This is a genomic window from Burkholderia sp. 9779_493 (genome assembly GCF_015712215.1).
Classification (GTDB): Bacteria; Pseudomonadota; Gammaproteobacteria; order Burkholderiales; family Burkholderiaceae; genus Burkholderia; species Burkholderia cenocepacia.
On record NZ_JACCQA010000040.1, the window covers coordinates 26,077 to 44,324 of the forward strand.

An 18,248-nucleotide genomic window follows, 5' to 3' on the forward strand; every position below is an offset into this window, starting at 1 on the left:
CGTAACATCTTGATACACAAGGGGATTCGATCCACGGACCTTGACCGGTCAATGGTGTGGCACCGGAACGGTTGTCGAACCGCTCGCCACGCACCCGCGACGCACCCGGCCGGCGGCCGGGCGGTTCTCCACAGATTGTGTTGGCAAACTTGTGGATATCCTGCGTATCGGGCACCTAACTGGTTGAGCGCACGGGGTTTTGTGCCGCGTCTGCCAAATCGGGCAGCGCCCGCGCCGCCCGTGCATCAATGGCGGTCGAGCCCGCCGCGCAATTCGCTCGCCTTGTCGCGCAACGCTTCGTAGCCCGAACGCGCATGCTCGGGCAGGTCGGGATCGCCGATCAGTGCGCCGAGCGTTTCGATCAGGCTGAACAGGATGCCTTTCGCCGCGCCGACCGCGATGCTCTGCGATTCGATCGACTTGTGCAGGTGGTCGACCGCCGCTTCCAGATTCTCGAGCTTGTGCTCGCCGTCGTCGGGCCGGTTGTCGGTCGTCATCGTCTACCTCCGCCATCGTTCAAGGGTCATGTCACGATTCTATGCCGCTGCGCGCGAACGTGGCGCGACATCGCGCAACGTTCGCGCAGCGCCCCGCTACAGTACCGCGACCACCTTCACGCGGCCCGGCTGCTCCGCCGCCGCGACGACCTGACCGTCGACACGGCGGAACGTCAGCGATACGGTTTCGTCGCCGACGCGCAGCGCGTCGATCCGCAGCCAGTCGACGCCTTCCGGCAAGGCCGGGCGCTCGACGCGCACCTCGTGGCGCGACGCGTCGATGCTCACGCCGAGGCACGCCTGCAGCATCATGAACGGCGCGCCGGCCGCCCACGCCTGCGGCAGGCAGGCCACCGGATACGCGGTCGGCGGTTCGCCGCGCCGGCGCGGGAACCCGCAGAACAGCTCCGGCAAGCGCATCTCGAAGCTCACCGCCGCCTCGAACAGCGCGCGCAGCAGATTCACCGCGGCCGTCTTGTCGCCGTAGCGCGCGAGACCGCGCGCGATCAGCGCATTGTCGTGCGGCCACACCGAGCCGTTGTGATACGCCATCGGGTTGAAACGCGGCTGGCCGGCCGCGAGCGTGCGGATGCCCCAGCCCGTCTGGAACAGCGCCGAGCCGAGCACGCCGGCGACCGCCGCGCCGCGCTCGGCGTCGGGCAGCCCGAATGCCAGCAGGTGGCCGGCGTTCGACGCGAACACGCGGCACAGCTCGCCATGACCGTCGAGCGCGATCCCGTAGAAATCGCCTTCCGGCATCCAGAACAGCGCATCGACCTGATCGCGCAGCGTCTTCGCGCGCAACGCGTAGCGCGTCGCGTCGGCCGCATGGCCGCGCCGGTGCGAGCATGCCGACATCGCGTCGAGCGCCGCGCACGCATAGGCCTGCACTTCGACGAGCGCGATCGGCCCGTCCGGGAAACGGCCGTCCGCGTGGAACACCGAATCGTGGCTGTCCTTCCAGCCCTGGTTCGCGAGGCCGCGCTCCGACGTGCGCTGGTAATCGAGCAGTCCGTACGGATTGCGGTCGCACTTGTCGATCACCCATTGCGCGGCGCGCTCGAGCGCGGGCCACAGCTCGTCGATCAGCGCATCGTCGCCGGTGCGTTCGAGATAGGCGCCCGCGAGCACGATGAACAGCGGAGTCGTATCGACGCCGCCGTAGTACAGCGCGAACGGCACCTCGCCCGTCGCGGCCATCTCGCTGCGGCGGAACTCGTGCATGATCTTGCCGGGCTCCGCGTCGCGGAACGCGGAGGTCTCGCGCGCCTGATGCTCGGCAAGAAAACGCAGCACGCCGCGCGCGAGCGACGGCTGCAGCCACAGCATCTGCAGCGACGTGATGATCGCGTCGCGGCCGAACGGCGTCGAGAACCACGGAATGCCCGCATACGGGTACGGCCCCGTGTCGAGCTGCGTCGTGAGCAGCCCGAGATCCGCGAGCGAACGATCGAGCCATGCGTCGAACAGCGGATTGCCGGTGTTCACGCGCGCCATCGACTCGCGCCGTGCCCGCATCTCGCGATGCACGCCGACCAGCGCGGTACGCAGCGCGACGCGGCCGCATCCGGGCCCTTCGCCCTGCTCGGGCCCGAGCGTCGCATCGACGGTCAGGTAGATCGACACGCACGCCTGCGCGGCGATCGTCAGCGTGTAGTCCGCACGATCGACCGACAGCGCGTCGGGCGCCGGCGAGAAATGCACGGTCACGTTGCGCTCCACGCCGTCGAGGCCGTCGTAGCGCAGCCGCACCGCGCCCGCGTCGACGCGCGGCGCGCCCACCGTGCCGCGCTTCGGCCGCTGCGTGCCGCGCACTTCGAACATGTCCTTGAAATCGGCCGCGAACGACAGCGACAGCGGCACCTCGGCTTCGCTCGCGCCGTAGTTCGTCAGCGTCAGCGCTTCGTACAGCACGTCGCCCGCGAGCACGCGCATGCGCTCGATATGAATCACGCCCTCGGGCGTCTCGTGGCCGCCGAGCGGCGGCAGCGGGCGGTTCGTCAGGTGCGCGGTGAACGACGCGTTGTCGGCGCTCGTCGCGCCCGACAGCAGCGACGGCGCGCGGCCGCCGAACGTCAGGCGCCATTTCGACAGCACGCGCATGTCGTCGACGAACAGGCCGTCGTCATGCCCGCCGATGTCACCGAGCGCGTCGCTGACCACGAACGCGTCACCGGATTTCAGCACGTACTGGTTGTTGCGCGCGAGAACCTGCTGATCGGCTTCGGGCGCGATGAAGGCGGGACCCGACGCGATGGTCGGGGCAACTGGCGCGACTTGCGGCGCCTGCGTCGTCGTGGCTTCGGCGTGATTCGGCATCGATGCTCCTGTGTCGAGGCGCAACGCGCGGCGCGCGTCGCGTGTTTCGCACAGGATAGGCCAGAACCGGGCACGTGCGCCGCGGACGGGTACGTCAGTTGCCGGTCAGAATTTCCACAGGATGTTGCCGAGGATCGCGTTGTCGCGCACGCCGCTGCCATACTGGCCGCTGTACGTGAGGCCGAGCGTCAGGCGCTTCGTGACGTTCGCGTCGATGCCGGCTTCGAGTACCGCGCTGTCGCGAGCAATCGGCACACCCGACACCTGGAACGACGTGCCGCCATTCGCGAACGTGAACGCCGACGACGGCCGCACGTTGCCGAACGCATGCCGCCAGCCGACCGTCCCGCGCGCGGTGAACGTGCCGCTCGCGATCGAGCCGAGCTGCGACGCCGCACGCAGGCCGAGCGTCGAGAAGCCGACGTGGGTCGTCTCGCCGCCGGCGCGCAGCGCGGCCGCGCCGCCGGTTTCCGTATAGCCGTCGGTATGCAGGTTCACGTACGCGAGGCCCGCGAACGGCTCGATCGCGACCGGCCCGACCGGCAGCGCGTAGCCGACTTCGCCGAACACCTGCGCCGAATTCGCGTTGTAGCCGGCCGAGTCGTGATCGGAGAAGCCCGCGAAGCCCGGATAGCGGTCGCTGTTGATGCGGTACCACGTGTACGACGCGCCGCCGCGCACGCCGAGCGCGCCGTACTGCGCGCCGCCGTACAGCGACAGGTAGTAGCTGTTCACCGCCGCCGAGGAACTCTGGTCGTTGTCGAGCGAGCTGTGCGTGACACCGGCCGCCAGACCCGCGCGCCACTTGTCGTTGAGCGCCATGTCGGCGCCGGCGATGAAGCCCGTCATGCTGCGGTTGATCGTCGACGCGTTGCCGTCGCCGGCGAGCCGGCTGCGGCCGCCGAACGCCTGCCCCCAGACGACCTGCTGATACGGCGTCCCACCGTAGCACCCGTCGCGCGAGCCGATCCGGCGTTCCGGCGGCAGCGTCGGGTCGGCCACGCCGGCCGTGTTGTCGCCGCACAGCGCGGCGCCGCCCGACGACAGGGCCGCGAGCGGGCCCGATCCGGGCGCGAGACCCTGGCGGACACGATCGGTCACCGCGTCGCGTACATAGCGGCTGTCGAGCAGCAGCATGCTCTTCAGGCTCGCCTGCAGTTCGCCGTCGAGCAGCCCGTACGCGCGGCGCGCGGTGGGCGCGTCGGTCGTCAGCACCGCGTCGTACAGCGGATTGCCGGCGCCGAGCCCGCCCAGCGCGGTCGCGACCGAGCGCTGGTTCGGCGTCGTCGCGACGTCGGGCAGCGACGTGCCGTTCTGAACCAGTCGCAGGTACACGTGGCCCGGGTCGTAGCTGAGGGTCGGCGTCAGGAACGCGTAGTTCGCGCTCACCTGGGTGAACGCGCCCTGCACGCCCGACGACGCGCTGAGGATCGTGTACGTCGTGCTCGGCTGGTAGCCGCTCTGGTTCGCCAGCACCTGCACGGTGCCGCCGTTCAGCGTCGCCGTGCCGCTCGCCGCGAGGCTGCCGCTTTGCTGCGGCGTGGCGGCGACCTGGAACGTCGAACCCGGCTGGAACGTGACGTTGCCGCCCACGTTCAGCGCCGCGCCCGGTTGCGTGGCAGCCGCCGTCGCGCCGTTCTGCACGACGAGGCCGCCGACCGTGCCGGTGCCCGTCAGCGTCGCGCCGCTCTGCACGGTGACGGTCGACTGGCCGAGCGAACCGTTGACGGCGAGGGTGCCCGCACTGACCGTGGTCGGCCCGCTCAGCGTGCTCGCGCCGGTCAGGGTCAGTTGTCCGCTGCCGACCTGGGTGAGGGAGCCGGTGCCGGACAGCACGCTCGCGATCGTCACATTGCCGGATTGATTGACGATCAGCGCACCGTTGTCGACGACGTTGCCGGCCACGCTGCCCGACGTGCCGCCGTTGCCGAGTTGCAGCGTGCCGCCGGCGGCGATCGTGGTGCCGCCCGTGTACGTGTTGCCGCCGGTCAGCACCTGCGTGCCGCTCGCCACCGTCACGCTGCCCGAGCCATCGATGGTGCCGCCGAACGTACTGCTGCCGGTGCCGTTCAGCGCCAGCGCATTCGCGCCGAGATTCACGTTCGTGCCGGCCGCGCCGGACAGCGCACCGATCGTTTGCGTACCGGTCGCGGCGCTCACATCGAACGTCGCACCGGTGCCCGCAAGATTCACCGCGCCCGTCGACGCGAGGCTACCTCCCGCGCCGAGTGCAAGCGTGCTGCCGCCATGGATCGTCGTGCCGCCCGTGTACGTGTTCGCCCCCGTCAGCGTCTGCGTGCCGGTGCCCGCCAGCGTCACGCCCCCCGTCCCGCCGATCGTGCCACCGAACGTGTTGTTGCCGCTGCCGTTCAATGTCAGCGTATTCGCGCCGAGATTCACGTTCGTGCCGCCCACCCCTGACAGCGCACCGATCGTTTGCGCGCCGCTCGCAGCGCTCACGTCGAACGTCGCACCCGTGCCCGCGAGATTCAGGGTGCTACCGGACGCGAGACTGCCACCGGCTCCCAGCGCAAGCGTGCTGCCGCCGTTGATCGTCGTGCCGCCGGTATATGTGTTCGCGCCCGTCAGCGTTTGCGTGCCCGTGCCGGCGAACGTCACGCCGCCCGTCCCGCCGATCGCACCGCCGAACGTACCGTTGCCGCTGCCGCTCAACGTCAGCGCATTCGCGCCGAGATTCACGTTCGTGCCGGCCGCGCCGGTCAGCGTGCCGAGCGTCTGGGCGGCCGTCGCGCCGCTCACGTCGAACGTCGCGCCCGCGCCCGCGAGAGTCACGGCGCCCCCCGACGCGAGGCTGCCGCCCGCACCGAGCGCGAGCGTGCTGCCGCCGTTGATCGTCGTGCCGCCGGTATACGTGTTCGCGCCCGTCAGCGTTTGCGTGCCCGTGCCGGCGACCGTCACACCGCCCGTCCCGCCGATCGCACCGCCGAACGTACCGTTGGTGGTGGCATTCAGCGTCAGCGCATTCGCGCCCAGATTCACGCTCGTGCCGCCCGCACCCGCCAGCGTGCCGATCGTCTGCGCGCCCGTCGCGCCACTCAGATCGAGCGTCGCACCCGTGCCGGCGAGGGTCACCGCGCCGGTCGACGCGAGGCTGCCGCCCGCACCCAGCGCCAGCGTGCCGCCGCCGCTGATCGTCGTGCCGCCGGTATACGTGTTCGCGCCCGTCAGCGTCTGCGTACCGCTGCCGGCGAGCGTCAGGCCGCCGGCGCCGCCGATCGCGCCGCCGAACGTGTTGCTGCCGTTGCCGCTCAGCGTCAGCCCGTTGCCGCCGAGGTTCACGTTCGTGCCGGCCGCACCGGTCAGTGCGCCGATCGTCTGCGCGCCCGATGCGCCGCTCAGGTCGAACGTCGCCCCGGCCCCGGCCAGGTTCACCGTGCCGGTCGACGCAAGGCTGCCGCCCGCGCCGAGCGCCAGCGTGCTGCCCCCGCCGATCGTCGTGCCGCCCGTATAGGTGTTAGCGCCGGACAGCGTCTGCGTGCCGGTGCCCGCGAGCGTCAGGCTGCCCGTGCCGCCGATCGCACCGCTGAACGTGCCGCTGGCGGTCCCGCCCAGCGTCAGTGCGTTGCCACCGAGGTTGAGGTTCGTGCCCGCGACGCCCGACAATGCGCCGAGCGTTTGTGCGCCCGTCGCGGCGCTCAGATCGAGCGTCGCGCCGGCACTCGCGAGATTCATCGCGCCGGTCGACGCGAGGCTTCCGCCCGCGCCCACCGCCAGCGTGCCGGCGTTGATCGTGGTGCCGCCCGTGTACGTGTTCGCGCCCGTCAGCGTGGTCGTCGCCGCGCCGTTCTTCACGAGGCTGCCCGCACCGGAAATCGCACCGCTCAGGTCGAGCGCATTGCTGCCGCCCAAGGTGAGCGCCGCACCCGTGCCGAGATTGACCGCATTGGCCACCGTCAGGCTCGCGTTCGTATCGAGCGTCGCCGCGCCGCCCACGTTCACCGTGCCGGTGCCCAGCGCCGTATTGTTGCCGAGCACCACGCCACCGCTATTGAGGTTCGTGCCGCCCGAATAGGTGCTCGCGCCGTTCAGCGTCTGCGTGCCGGTGCCTGCGAGCGTCAGGCTGCCCGTACCGCCGATCGCACCGCTGAACGTGCCGCTGGCGGTCCCGCCCAGCGTCAGTGCATTGTTCCCGAGGTTGATGTTTGTTCCCGCGACACCCGACAGCGCGCCGAGCGTTTGGCCGCCCGTCGCACCGCCCAGATCCAGCGTCGCACCGACGCCCGCGAGATTCATCGCACCGGTCGATGCAAGACTGCCGCCCGCGCCGAGCGCCAGCGTCCCCGCGTTGATCGTCGTGCCGCCCGTGTAGGTATTCGCGCCGGTCAGCGTGGTGGTGGCCACGCCGTTCTTCACGAGGCTGCCCGCGCCGGAAATCGCGCCGCCCAGCGTGAGGTTGTTGCTGCCGCCGAGCGTGAGCGCGGCGCCCGTGCCGAGATTGACCGCATTGCCGACCGACAGGCTCGCATTCGTATCGAGCGTCGCCGCCCCGCCGACGTTCAGCGCGCCGGAGCCGAGCGCCCCGTTGTTGCCGAGTACCAGACTGCCGCTATTGAGATTCGTGCCGCCGGTATAGGTATTTGCGCCGTTCAACGTCTGCGTGCCGGTACCCGCCAGCGTCAGGCTGCCGGTGCCGTCGATCGTGCCGCTGAACGTGCCGCTCGCAGTCCCGCCCAGCGTCAGCGCGTTGGCGCCGAGGCTCACGCTCGTGCCGACGCCGCCCGACAGCGCGCCGATCGACTGCGCGCTGCCCGCGCTGATGTCGAGCGCGGCTCCCGCATTGACCAGATTCACCGTACCCGTGGACGACAGGCTGCCGCCCGCGCCGAGCGCGAGCGTGCCGGCATTGATCGTCGTGCCGCCGGTGTAGGTGTTCGCCCCCGTCAGCGTCGTGGTCGACGCGCCGTTCTTCACCAGCGCGCCCGTACCGGAAATCGCGCCACTCAATCCGAGTGCGTTGCTGCCGCCGAGCGTCAGCGTTGCGCCCGTGCCGAGACCGATCGCATTGCCGACCGACAGGCTCGCATTCGTATCGAGCGTCGCCGCGCCGCCGACGGTCAGCGCACCGGTGCCCAGCGCGGAGCCGTTGCCGAGCACGAGGCTGCCTGCGTTCAGCGTCGTGCCACCGGTGTAATTGTTCGCGCCGTTCAGCGTCAGCGCGGCCGCGCCGTTCTTCACGAGACCGCCGCCACCGGCAATCATGCCGCCGAGGCCGAGATCGGTGCCGCCGCCGAGCGTCAGCGTGGTGCCCGTCGCGAGATTGACGCCGTTTGCCAGGGTCACGTTGGTCGTCGCGTCGAGCGTCGACGAGCCGTTCACGTTCACCGCGCCGCTGCCGAGCGCCGTATTGCTGCCGACGACGAGGTTGCCGCCGTTCAGGTTGGTGCCGCCCGTGTATACGTTCGTACCCGTCAGCGATTGCACGCCGGTACCCGACAGCGTCACGCTGCCCGACCCGCCGATCGTGCCGGCATAGGTCGCATTGCCGGTGCCGCCGAGCGTCAGCGAATTGACGCCGAGGTTCACGTTCGTGCCGGCCGCGCCGGCCAGCGAGCCGATCGTCTGCGCGCCCGACGCAGCGCTCACGTCGAACGTTGCACCAGCACCGGTCAGGTTGACCGTGCCGGTCGCCGACAGACTGCCGGCCCCATTCAGCGCGAGCGTGCCGCTGTTGATGGTCGTGCCGCCCGTATACGTATTGACGCCGCTCAGCGTCGTGGTCGCCGCGCCGTTCTTCACGAGGCCGCCGCTTCCGTTGATCGCGCCGGTCAGCCCGAGACTGTTGCTGCCGCCGATCGACAGCGTCGAGCCGGAGGCGAGATTGACCGTGTTGCCGAGCGTCACGTTCGTGCTCGTGTCGAGCGACGCCGACGCGTTCACGTTCAGCGTGCCGATGCCGAGCGCCGAATTGTTGCCGATCACCAGGCCGCCGGCGTTCAGGTTGGTGCCGCCCGTGTAGCTGTTCGCGCCGGACAGCGTCAGCGTGCCGCCGTCGTTCTTCGTCAGCGCACCGCCACCCGACACCGTACCGGACAGCGTCAGCCCGGTCGTGCCCTGCACCGTCAGGCCCCCCACGCCGAGCGACACGTTGTTAGAGACGTTGAGCGCCGCCGTGCCCGCCTGCAACGCACCGCCGTTCCCGGTGATGTTGCCGGTGCCGAACGACGCGTTGTCGTTGATGATCGCCACGCCGCCGCTCAGCGTCGCGTCCTGCGCGGTGGACGCGCCGTTGATCGTCCAGTTGCCGCCCTGGACGTTCAGGTGATTGAAGTTGATGTAGTTGTTGGCCGCGATCGTGCCGTTCGCGGAAGCGCCCTGCTGCAGGTTGAGCGTGTTGTTGCCGCCCGCGCCGCCGTCGACGATGCCCGTCTGCGCGACGTTGAGCGTGTTCGCCCCGACCGTGATGTTGAACGCGCCCCCGGTGCCGCCCGCCGTGTTGACCTGCGAGCCCGTGATCGCATTGAACGTGTTCGTGCTGTTCGCGCCCATCGACACGCTGCCGTTGATCACGCCCGAGTTGGTGAACGTATTGCCGCCCCCGGGCGCGCTGTTCGAGCCGAACGACACGCGGCCGCTGATCGTCCCGCTGTTCGTCATGTTGACCGTGCCGCCGCCGTAGGCGGCGACCACCGGCGCATCGGCGCCGATCAGCGTCGCACCGACCAGCGCGGAAGAGCCGATCGAACCGGTGTTCGTAATGGTCGACGTGCCGCCCTGGCCGTTCTGGACCGACAGCGCCATGCCCGTCACGCCGCTGATCGCCACGCCGGTCGAGCCGTTCATCACGCCGTTGTTGGTGACGTTGACCGAGCTCGCCGCCGCGTTGCCGATCACCGCGCCGCTCGACAGCACGCCGAGCCCCGAGCCGAGCGCCGACGGGTCGATCGTGCCGTTGTTGGTCAGCGTGGTGTTGTTGCCCGTCAGCGACATCGCCGTGCCGCCGACGCCGAGCAGCACGCCGACGCTCGCACCGGGGTTGACCGTCGCGTTGATGTTGTTGAGGTTGCTCGAGAAACTCGGCGCCAGCGGGTTCGCGACGCCGGAACAGCTCACCGTCGTGCCCGCCTGGTTGCAAGTTGCATGAGCGGGCACGATACCCGCGCCGGACAGTGCCAGGAAAACACCCGTGGGCAACAACAGTCTCGGGAACGGTTCACTCGCCTTTTTCGAACGCGCAGTATTCATGCTTTCCCTCGTTATTGATTTCGGCCTTGGTATTGGTATTGCGACCACACAGGGTGACGCACAGCAGAAAATCACGGATGAAAGCGTCCGCTCCGGCAATCGCGGCGCGATGTCGGTTTATTCATGGATGAATTTTTAGCCAGACCGGGAATGCAAGTCGAAACTAGTCGAATGACATGATGGCGGCCCCTGTTTTTTGCAGCGACTTTCTGTTGATTTGATTACTGCCCTGCTTTTATCAGACAAGGCTATATCAAACTCAACCCGTTTTCCAGTCGATGTTTTCCCATCGGATCAAGGGCCGACGCACATGTATTTTTTACTCGCCGGAAGGCGCTCATCAAATAACGACCGGCAGGTCTTTCACCGGCTTGTTTCAAGTTTTTCGCAAAGATATCGGACGCGCCGCATCCGTGAAAACGCTGATATATCGTCGTGATGCGTTATACGCGAATCTTGCAGTGCAATATTTTTACCCTGCCGGATCAGGAAATGGATAATCCGCGCCGTCAATAATCATCAGAGGAATCCGGATTTTCAAGCAATCCCCGGAATTGCTTCGATTTTCGTCTTGAAACACCGTTGCAACGCGGCCGGAAGCATGTGCCGCCGCGGCTGCCGCGTCACGAAAACAGGCTCATCAGATAAAGCATCGGCCGAAACGAAACCGGCCGCGCATCGGGATTCACCCACAGCCGCACCGCATACACCGCATAGGCCGGCACCTCGCGCCAGCTCGAATAGACATCGCGCCACTGAAAGCGGCGCGGATAGGCGGCGGAGATAGTCGACCGCGCAATGCCGACGCGCTCGAACGCGAGGCGCGCCCGCGCGAGGTGGTAATACTGGCTGACGATCAGCACGCGCGACAGGCGGTGCGTGCGCAGGTAGGCCAGCGTGTGCTGCGCGGTCGCGAGCGTGTTGTCGCCCTGGTCGTCGACGGCGATCCGGTCCGCCGGCACGCCGCGCGCGACGAGGTAGTCGCGCATCGCCGTCGCCTCGTTCAGCCCGGGGCCGTCGATCGCGCCGCTGACCAGAAACGCCGGACACTGCCCCGCGCGGTAACACCGCACGCCGACATCGAGCCGGGCCGCGAGCACGGGCTTCGGCGCGCCGGTTTCGTCGAGCGCGTTGCCGAAGATCACGGCGACGTCCGCCGGATCGCTCGGCATCCGCATGCCATGGACGACGATCGCGCCAGCGGCCGCGGCCCAGACGCACGCAACGACGGCCAGCACGCGGCCGGCCCGGGCCGCGAAGCCCCGTTTGGTTCGATATTTCAAGGTAGTCGGTCTCTCTCAGGTATCGCCGCGCGCATCGGCCGGCCCACCCCGAATGGGCGCGTCACGCTAGCACGGCGCGCTCGCGCCTGTCCATGCGACGAACCGATGCCGGCCACGCAGGCCGGCCATCGGGAGATCGAAAGTATGTGAAGGATGCGCCGCGTCGCGACGCGAACCCGGCACCGCCCCGGGTCAGTCGGCCGGGCACATCGCGAGCCGCCCCATCGCCTCGCCCGCGCCACGTACCGCGCAGGTGGCCGGCTCATCGGCGATCCGTGCGACCAGCCCGGTCTCGTCGTACAGCAGGCGTTCGAGATCGGCGAGCAGCGCGCCGCCGCCGGTGAGCACCACGCCGCGATGCGCGATGTCGGTCACGAGTTCGGCCGGCGCGTTTTCCAGCACCGACTTCACCGCGCCGATGACCTGCTTGAGCGGCGCGGCCAGCGCGTCCGCGACGTCGTGGTTGGACAGCTCGACCGAGCGCGGCAGGCCGTCGCCGATGCTGCGACCGACGGCGCGCGTGGACGTGCGCGGCACCGCGCTGGTGGCCGAGCCGATCGTCTTCTTCACGTGCTCCGCCGTCTGCTCGCCGAGCAGCACGCCGTACAGGTTGCGGACATGGTTGACGATCGCCGCGTCGAACTGGCTGCCGCCGACGCGGATCGCCTCGCGGTAGACGATGCCGCCGAGCGCGATGACCGCGACTTCGGTCGTCCCGCCGCCGATGTCGATGACCATCGAGCCGACCGGCTCGGTCACCGGCAAACCCGCGCCGAGCCCGGCCGCGAGCGATTCCTCGATCAGTTCGACCTCCGATACGCCGGCCGCGAACGCGGCCTCGCGGATCGCGCGGCGCTCGACGGCCGTCGCGTCGGACGGCACGCACAACGTGACCTCGACGCGGCGACCGAAGCGCGAGCGGGTGCGCGACATGTCGATGAAGCTGCGGATCATCTGCTCGGCCGCGTGCGCGTCCGCGATCACGCCGTGCCGCATGGGCCGCACGGCTTCGAGGTGCCCCGGTTCGCGGCCGACCAGCGCCTTCGCGAGCTCGCCGACGGCCTCGAGCGTCGGCCGCGCGTCGCTCGCGCCGCCCTTGCGGAAGCAGACGACCGACGGCTGGTTCAGCACCACGCCGCGTTCGTGCGTATAGATCCGCGTACTCGCCGTTCCCGGGTCGATCGCAACGGGTTGCGCAAACAACTTTCCGAACAGCGGTGTCGACATATCAAACCTTGGTGAGGGAACGGGCCGGGACGGCCGCGCCGCACTTTTTTGCCGCGCGTCCATGCCGCCCCATCACGAGCTTAGCGGCAAATCATTCCGATACTTTAGGCAATTCCCATGATTTTTTCGCGACGAAATTGCCGAAACGGGCATTCCGCGCCCGTCCGGCTACGCAACAGCCTCTCGCGTTGGGCCTGTAAAACACGGTAATCTCTCGGTCTTGCCTGCTCCCGGCAGGCGTCAGACGCACGATCACGCCAGGTATTTTCACCATGACAGCGACCGTTTCCTTCCGCTGGGCGCCGGTGCGCCCGCTCTGCACGACGCTCGTTGCCTTCTGGTGCTGCACGGTCGCCGCGCAACCGCTGCCGGCCACCGAATCCGCCGCCGCCCAGGCCGTCGCCGCGGCGGCCAACGCGCCGGCGGCCGCCACGCCCGCTGCATCCGCGCACACCTGCTCGGCCGACGGCGGCCCGGCCGGCCGCCCGTCGATCGGCCTCGTGCTGTCCGGCGGCGGCGCGCGCGGCTACGCACACCTCGGTGTCCTGAAAGTGCTGGAGGACAACCGGATCCCGATCGACTGCATCGCGGGCACCAGCATGGGCGCCGTCGTCGGCGGCCTGTACGCGAGCGGAATGGCGGCCGACGAAATGCAGAAGCGGCTGTCGGAAGTGAACCTCGCGGATATCGCGTTCGACGTGACGGACCGCGCGGACCTGCCGCAAACCAGCCGGGAGGACGAACGCCTGTACATCAACGGACTGACGCTCGGCTTCGGCAAGAAAGGCGTCAAGGCGCCGGTCGGCCTCGTGCAGGGCAACCGGCTGCAGGCGCTGCTCGCGAACTGGACGGCCGCCGTGCCGACCAACCAGCCGTTCGACCGCCTGCCGATCCCGTATCGCGCGGTCGCGACCGACCTGCAGACCGGCCAGATGGTCGTGCTCGACCACGGCTCGCTGCCGCTCGCGATTCGCGCGAGCATGGCGATGCCGGGCCTGTTCGCGCCGGCCGAGATCAACGGGCGCGCGCTCGTGGACGGCGGCCTCGTCAGCAACCTGCCCGTCGACACCGCACGGCAGATGGGCGCGAACGTCGTGATCGCCGTCGACATCGGCTCGCAGTTGCGCCCGCTCGACGCGCTCACGTCGCCGGCCGACGTGATGCAGCAGATGGTCGGCATCCTGATCCGCCAGAACGTGACCGCGCAGCGCAAGCAACTCGACGCGCAGGACGTGCTGCTCACGCCGGACCTCGGCTCGCTCGCGTTCACCGATTTCCAGAACGCGAAGCAGGCGATCGCCGCCGGCGAGGCCGCCGCGACCGCGGCGCTGCCGAGGCTGCGGCGTTTCGCGCTCACGCCGGAACAGTACGCGGCGTACCGGTCCGCGCACGCGCAGCCGCTGCCGCCACCGATCCGGATCACGCGCATCGACATCAAGACCAGCGGCGGCGTGCCGAAGCGGGTCGTCAGCAACGCGCTGCACGTGAAACCCGGCGACATCTACGATCCGCAGACCGTCAGCCAGGATCTGCTCGGACTCACGACGGGCGGCAACTTCGAGAGCGTCACGCAGCAGATCGTGAGCCGCGGCGACGACAACGTGCTCGAGATCGACGCGCGCGAGAAGTACTGGGGGCCCAACTTCCTGCTGTTCGGGCTCGGCATGTCGAGCAGTTCGACCGACGAAGGCGGCTTCCGCCTGCACGTCGGCTACCGGCGGCCGTGGCTCACGGAATCGGGGCTCGAATTCCGCGCGGACACGACGATCGGCAGCGACCTGCAGTCGGCGCGCGTCGAATTGCGCCAGCCGCTGCCGGCCGCATACGGCGTGTACCTGTCGCCGTACGCGGAATACCAGCGTCGCTATGCGAACCTGTACGACAACAGCAATGACGTGAAGCTGAACCAGTACCTGATGCAGACGGCGCGCGCGGGGCTCGACCTCGGCTTGCCGATCGGGCGTCTCGGTGACTTCCGGATCGGCCTCGGCTACGCGACCGGGCACGGCTCGCCGAACTACAACCTGCCGTTCTCGGCCGACGACGGCAGCAGCTCGACGCTGCTGTGGCCGAGTTTCACGTCGCAGGCGCTCATCGCCCGTGCGCGGCTCGTCATCGATCAGCTCGACGATCCGATGTTCCCGCGTCACGGCTACTACACCGAATTCCGCGTCGAACGCTCGCTGCTGTCGCACAACAGCCAGTCGGCGCAGGAATTCGACGATGCGATCTCCAACACGCCGTACACGGAGATCTACGGCAAGGCGATGATCGCGCAACAGTTCGGCCGGCACAGCATCAGCGCGACGATCGAAGGCGGCAAGAGCATCGGCGGCACCAACCTGATCAACGCGTTCAACTTCACGCTCGGCGGCTTCCAGCATCTGGCCGCCTATGCGGCCGACCAGTTGAACGGCAACGAGCTCGCATACGGCAACGTGACGTACATGAACCAGCTGATGACGTTCAACGCGTCGCCGATCAAGGCCCTGTCGATCGGCGCCAGCGCGGAAGTCGGCAACGTGTGGGCCGCCGGCGAGAAGATCGGCGGCGGCGCGCTCAAGCAGAGCTATACGTTCTTCACGAGCCTGTCGACCGCGTTCGGGCCGGTCTACATCGGCGTGGCGCTCGCCCCCGGCGGCCGACGCAACGTCTACCTGCAGCTCGGCCGGACTTATTGAGCATGCGCGGATGCCGCTGCGGCGGCATCCGCGCGGCCGTCGCGCCGGCGTGTTCCCCGCTCAGAAATCGGCGGCCATCGCGACCGCACGCGCTTGCGCGCGTTCGATGCTTTCGTGCGCTCTCGCATGCCACGTGTGTTCGACGGTCAAGCTTTTGACCTCGTCCACGCCGATGAACTTCAGCCAGAATTCGATGTAATCGGCCTGATGCCCGAAGCCGGGATGGCCCGCACGTCCCGCGCCGGCCGCCTCGCCCTGCCCGCGCACATGGATGGCCAGTGCGCGCGGAATCTCCAGCAACGGGCCGTAGGCAGTGCCATCGAACGTGAACAGCATGTTCCGCTGGCTGACGAGATCGATCAGTTGCTTGAGCTTGTACGGATAGCCGAAATTCCACATCGGCACGCCGACGACGATCCGGTCCGCTTCCTGAAAGCGCTTCACGAGGGACTGGATTCGTCGCCAGATCGACTGCTCCGCCTCGTCCATCGGCACGTTGGCGACGCCCTTGTATTTCGCGCCGATCGCGTCGCCGTCAAAGTCCGGCAAATCCTCCTCCCAGACATTCAACGTATCGACGTCGAGCGTGGCGCCCGTCTGCCGGTACGCCTCGATAAAGGCATTGGCGACCGCGATCGAAGCCGACTTCGCGCCGCGGGGAGAAGACACGATATTCAAAAGCCGCATGATGTGTGACCCGGACAGGAATGCATGAACAAGGGGACGGCCATCGCGGCGGCCCCGGCTTCACTGCTGCGTCGCGGGGCGCCCGCGTCCGCTGTCACGGATCGGCCACCCATATAGTTGCAATTGCAATCGTAATGCAAAGCGCGCCCGCGTGGCAAACGAATCGTCACGCGCTCGCGGTGCAGGAAGGCATCGATACGGGGAAGGTATGGCGGGAAAGGCCGGCGACGCACCCGGTCCGGCGCGCGCGGCTGCGTGCTGTCGTGCCGTTGTTGCGGCTAGGCTCGGGACGCTTGCCGCGTATCGCTAGACCGGCCAGCTGATCTCGAACCGCGCGCCGCCGAGCTCGACCGGATCGACGACCGCGATCCGGCCGTTGTGCGCGTGGAGCACCTGCCGCGTGATCGACAGGCCGAGCCCGTAACCGCCGGTGCGGCGGTCGAGGCGCACGAACGCGTCGAAGATCCGTTCGCGCTCGCTCTCGGGCACGCCGGGGCCGTCGTCCTCGACGAAGATCCCGATGTTGCCGTGCACGAGCGAGATCCCGACGACGATCCGCGATTTCGCGTACTTGCTCGCGTTGCGCAACAGGTTGCGCATCGCATACGACATCAGCCGCCGGTCCATCTTCACGCGCAAATCCGACGCGATCGCGATGCGCGACTCGATCGCACGCTCCGGATACAGCAGCTGCGCGTCGTTCACCTGATGCTCGAACCATGCGACGGGCGCGGTCGACTCGAGGTTCGACTGCAGCGAGCTGTATTCGAGCCGCGCATACGTGAGGCTCATGTCGATCAGTTCCTCGAGCTCGGTCACGTCCTGCGCGATGCTCTCGAGCGCGCCCTGGTATTCGGCCGCCGAGCCCGGTTCGCGCAACATTTCGAGCGCGAAGCGCACGCGCGCGAGCGGCGTGCGCAGTTCGTGCGAGATGCCGTTCGTCAAATCGCGTTGCGCGGCGATCAGCCGCTCCATGCGCATCGCCAGCGCATTCAGCGTGCGCGCGAGCGGACCGATGATCACGCTGTGCGATTCGCGCGCGCGGGTGTTGAAGCGGCCGCCGGTGAAGTCGATCGCCCGCTCGCGCACCATCACGAGATCCGACCAGACCGGCCGCATCCACCGGTACGCGGCGAGCGCGGGCGCGGTGAACACGAACGCGAGCACGATCCAGATGTCGCCCGGCAACGAGTCGAACGCATGCCACACGACCTGCGGCGACAATTCGACGCACAGCGCGAGCGCGGGCACCAGTGCGGTGAGCAGCACGAGGCCGAGCAGATGCAGATAGGTGCGCACGTACAGGCGCGACCAGCTCGGAATGCGGTCGGCGCGCGTGTCGGTCCACGCGCGACGGAAATGCAGCCAGCGCCACTTGACGTAGCGCAGCGTCGGCAGCGGCGGTGCATCGGGGTGCGAACGGGTTCGTCGGATCATCGCGGCTCCCGGCCGGCAGGCGGAATGCCCGCGCGGAACGTGACGGCGTCGCGCGAGCGCGGCGTCATTCCCACGCGTGCTTGCTGAATTGATAACCCTTGCTGCGGATCGTCTTGATCCGCTGCGGGTTGCTCGCGTCGTCGCGCAGCTTGCGGCGCAGCTTCGAGATGCGCCCGTCGATCGTGCGGTCGAGGCCGTCGAATTCGACGCCGCGCAATTGCAGCATCAGGTCGTCGCGGCTGACGACTTCGCCCGCATGACACACGAGCGCCCACAGCAGGTCGAATTCGGCCGACGTCAGATCGGGCGTGCTGCCGTCGGGCAGCACGACGGTGCGGTCGGTGCGGTCGATCGAGAACTTGCCGAACGCGTAGCGCTCCGGCTGCGGCGCGGTGCTCTCGGCCGCGCGCGCGGGCGCACGGCGCAGTTGCGCCTTGATCCGCGCGAGCAGGATGCGCGGCTCGACCGGCTTGTGCACGTAGTCGTCCGCGCCGAATTCGAGGCCGAGCAGCTCGTCGAACGGCTCGTCGCGCGCGGTCACCATGATGATCACGCCGTCGTACTGCTTGCGCGCCTCGCGGCAGATTTCGAAGCCATCCTTGCCCGGCAGATTCACGTCGAGGATGACGAGATCGGGACGAATGGACAGGATCGCCGGCACCGCGGCGTCACCATGCAGCACAGTGTCGACTTCATAGTCGTTCTTGCGCAGGTAGCCGGCGATCAGCGTGGACAGGCGGGTGTCGTCTTCGACGAGCAGGATGCGAAAAGACATGGGCAGCGGTCGGATCATCGGGGAAGCCGCGGCGGCGCCGGCCGGTGCCGGACGCCGGCCATCGGCCGAAACGTACCGCATGATACTGCGCCCGCCGCTTGCCTGTTTGCCGGTCTTGAAAATAAGGGCGCGATTCGGC

General features: G+C 68.6%; 10 protein-coding genes. 2 read left to right on the forward strand and 8 right to left on the reverse strand.

Features of this window, described 5'->3' with window-relative positions; genetic code table 11:
• Window positions 1-245: 245 nt before the first annotated feature.
• From H0X95_RS30035 to H0X95_RS30045, 3 genes are all read right to left on the reverse strand, one after another.
• The gene (locus H0X95_RS30035; RefSeq protein WP_006482135.1) at window positions 246-497 is read right to left on the reverse strand and encodes a hypothetical protein; all 252 of its coding nucleotides are present in this window, start codon (window positions 495-497) and stop codon (window positions 246-248) included.
• A gap of 96 nt (window positions 498-593) precedes the next feature.
• On the reverse strand, window positions 594-2,816 hold the full coding sequence (locus tag H0X95_RS30040; RefSeq protein ID WP_006482131.1) for an amylo-alpha-1,6-glucosidase: 2,223 nt from the start codon (window positions 2,814-2,816) through the stop codon (window positions 594-596).
• A gap of 105 nt (window positions 2,817-2,921) precedes the next feature.
• Window positions 2,922-10,019: an autotransporter-associated beta strand repeat-containing protein gene (locus H0X95_RS30045; RefSeq protein WP_196446318.1), complete on the reverse strand. Its 7,098-nt coding sequence runs from the start codon at window positions 10,017-10,019 to the stop codon at window positions 2,922-2,924.
• Between H0X95_RS30045 and H0X95_RS30050 the strand changes: the two genes are divergently transcribed.
• A complete protein-coding gene (locus H0X95_RS30050) occupies window positions 9,961-10,158 on the forward strand; it encodes a hypothetical protein (protein WP_077209982.1) in 198 nt (65 codons plus the stop codon). The two genes, H0X95_RS30045 and H0X95_RS30050, sit on opposite strands and share 59 nt — an antisense overlap.
• Before the next feature lie 484 nt (window positions 10,159-10,642).
• On the opposite strand, the gene H0X95_RS30055 is transcribed toward H0X95_RS30050, so the two are convergent.
• Both H0X95_RS30055 and H0X95_RS30060 read right to left on the reverse strand, forming a co-directional pair.
• Window positions 10,643-11,302 carry a YdcF family protein gene (locus tag H0X95_RS30055; RefSeq protein ID WP_048989341.1) on the reverse strand — a complete coding sequence of 220 codons (660 nt, stop codon included), beginning with the start codon at window positions 11,300-11,302 and terminating at the stop codon, window positions 10,643-10,645.
• A 192-nt stretch (window positions 11,303-11,494) separates the two neighbouring features.
• On the reverse strand, window positions 11,495-12,529 hold the full coding sequence (locus H0X95_RS30060) for a rod shape-determining protein (protein WP_006498859.1): 1,035 nt from the start codon (window positions 12,527-12,529) through the stop codon (window positions 11,495-11,497).
• Window positions 12,530-12,801: 272 nt separating this feature from the next.
• Between H0X95_RS30060 and H0X95_RS30065 the strand changes: the two genes are divergently transcribed.
• A complete protein-coding gene (locus tag H0X95_RS30065; RefSeq protein WP_196446319.1) occupies window positions 12,802-15,210 on the forward strand; it encodes a patatin-like phospholipase family protein in 2,409 nt (802 codons plus the stop codon).
• Between the two features lie 60 nt (window positions 15,211-15,270).
• Here the strand turns inward: H0X95_RS30065 and H0X95_RS30070 are convergent, their stop codons facing one another.
• The 3 genes from H0X95_RS30070 to H0X95_RS30080 form a co-directional block, all read right to left on the reverse strand.
• The gene (locus H0X95_RS30070) at window positions 15,271-15,897 is read right to left on the reverse strand and encodes an FMN-dependent NADH-azoreductase (RefSeq protein WP_059721938.1); all 627 of its coding nucleotides are present in this window, start codon (window positions 15,895-15,897) and stop codon (window positions 15,271-15,273) included.
• A 306-nt stretch (window positions 15,898-16,203) separates the two neighbouring features.
• Window positions 16,204-17,334 carry an ATP-binding protein gene (locus H0X95_RS30075; protein WP_006483159.1) on the reverse strand — a complete coding sequence of 377 codons (1,131 nt, stop codon included), beginning with the start codon at window positions 17,332-17,334 and terminating at the stop codon, window positions 16,204-16,206.
• A 64-nt stretch (window positions 17,335-17,398) separates the two neighbouring features.
• On the reverse strand, window positions 17,399-18,109 hold the full coding sequence (locus tag H0X95_RS30080; protein WP_006498855.1) for a response regulator: 711 nt from the start codon (window positions 18,107-18,109) through the stop codon (window positions 17,399-17,401).
• Between the last annotated feature and the right edge of the window lie 139 nt (window positions 18,110-18,248).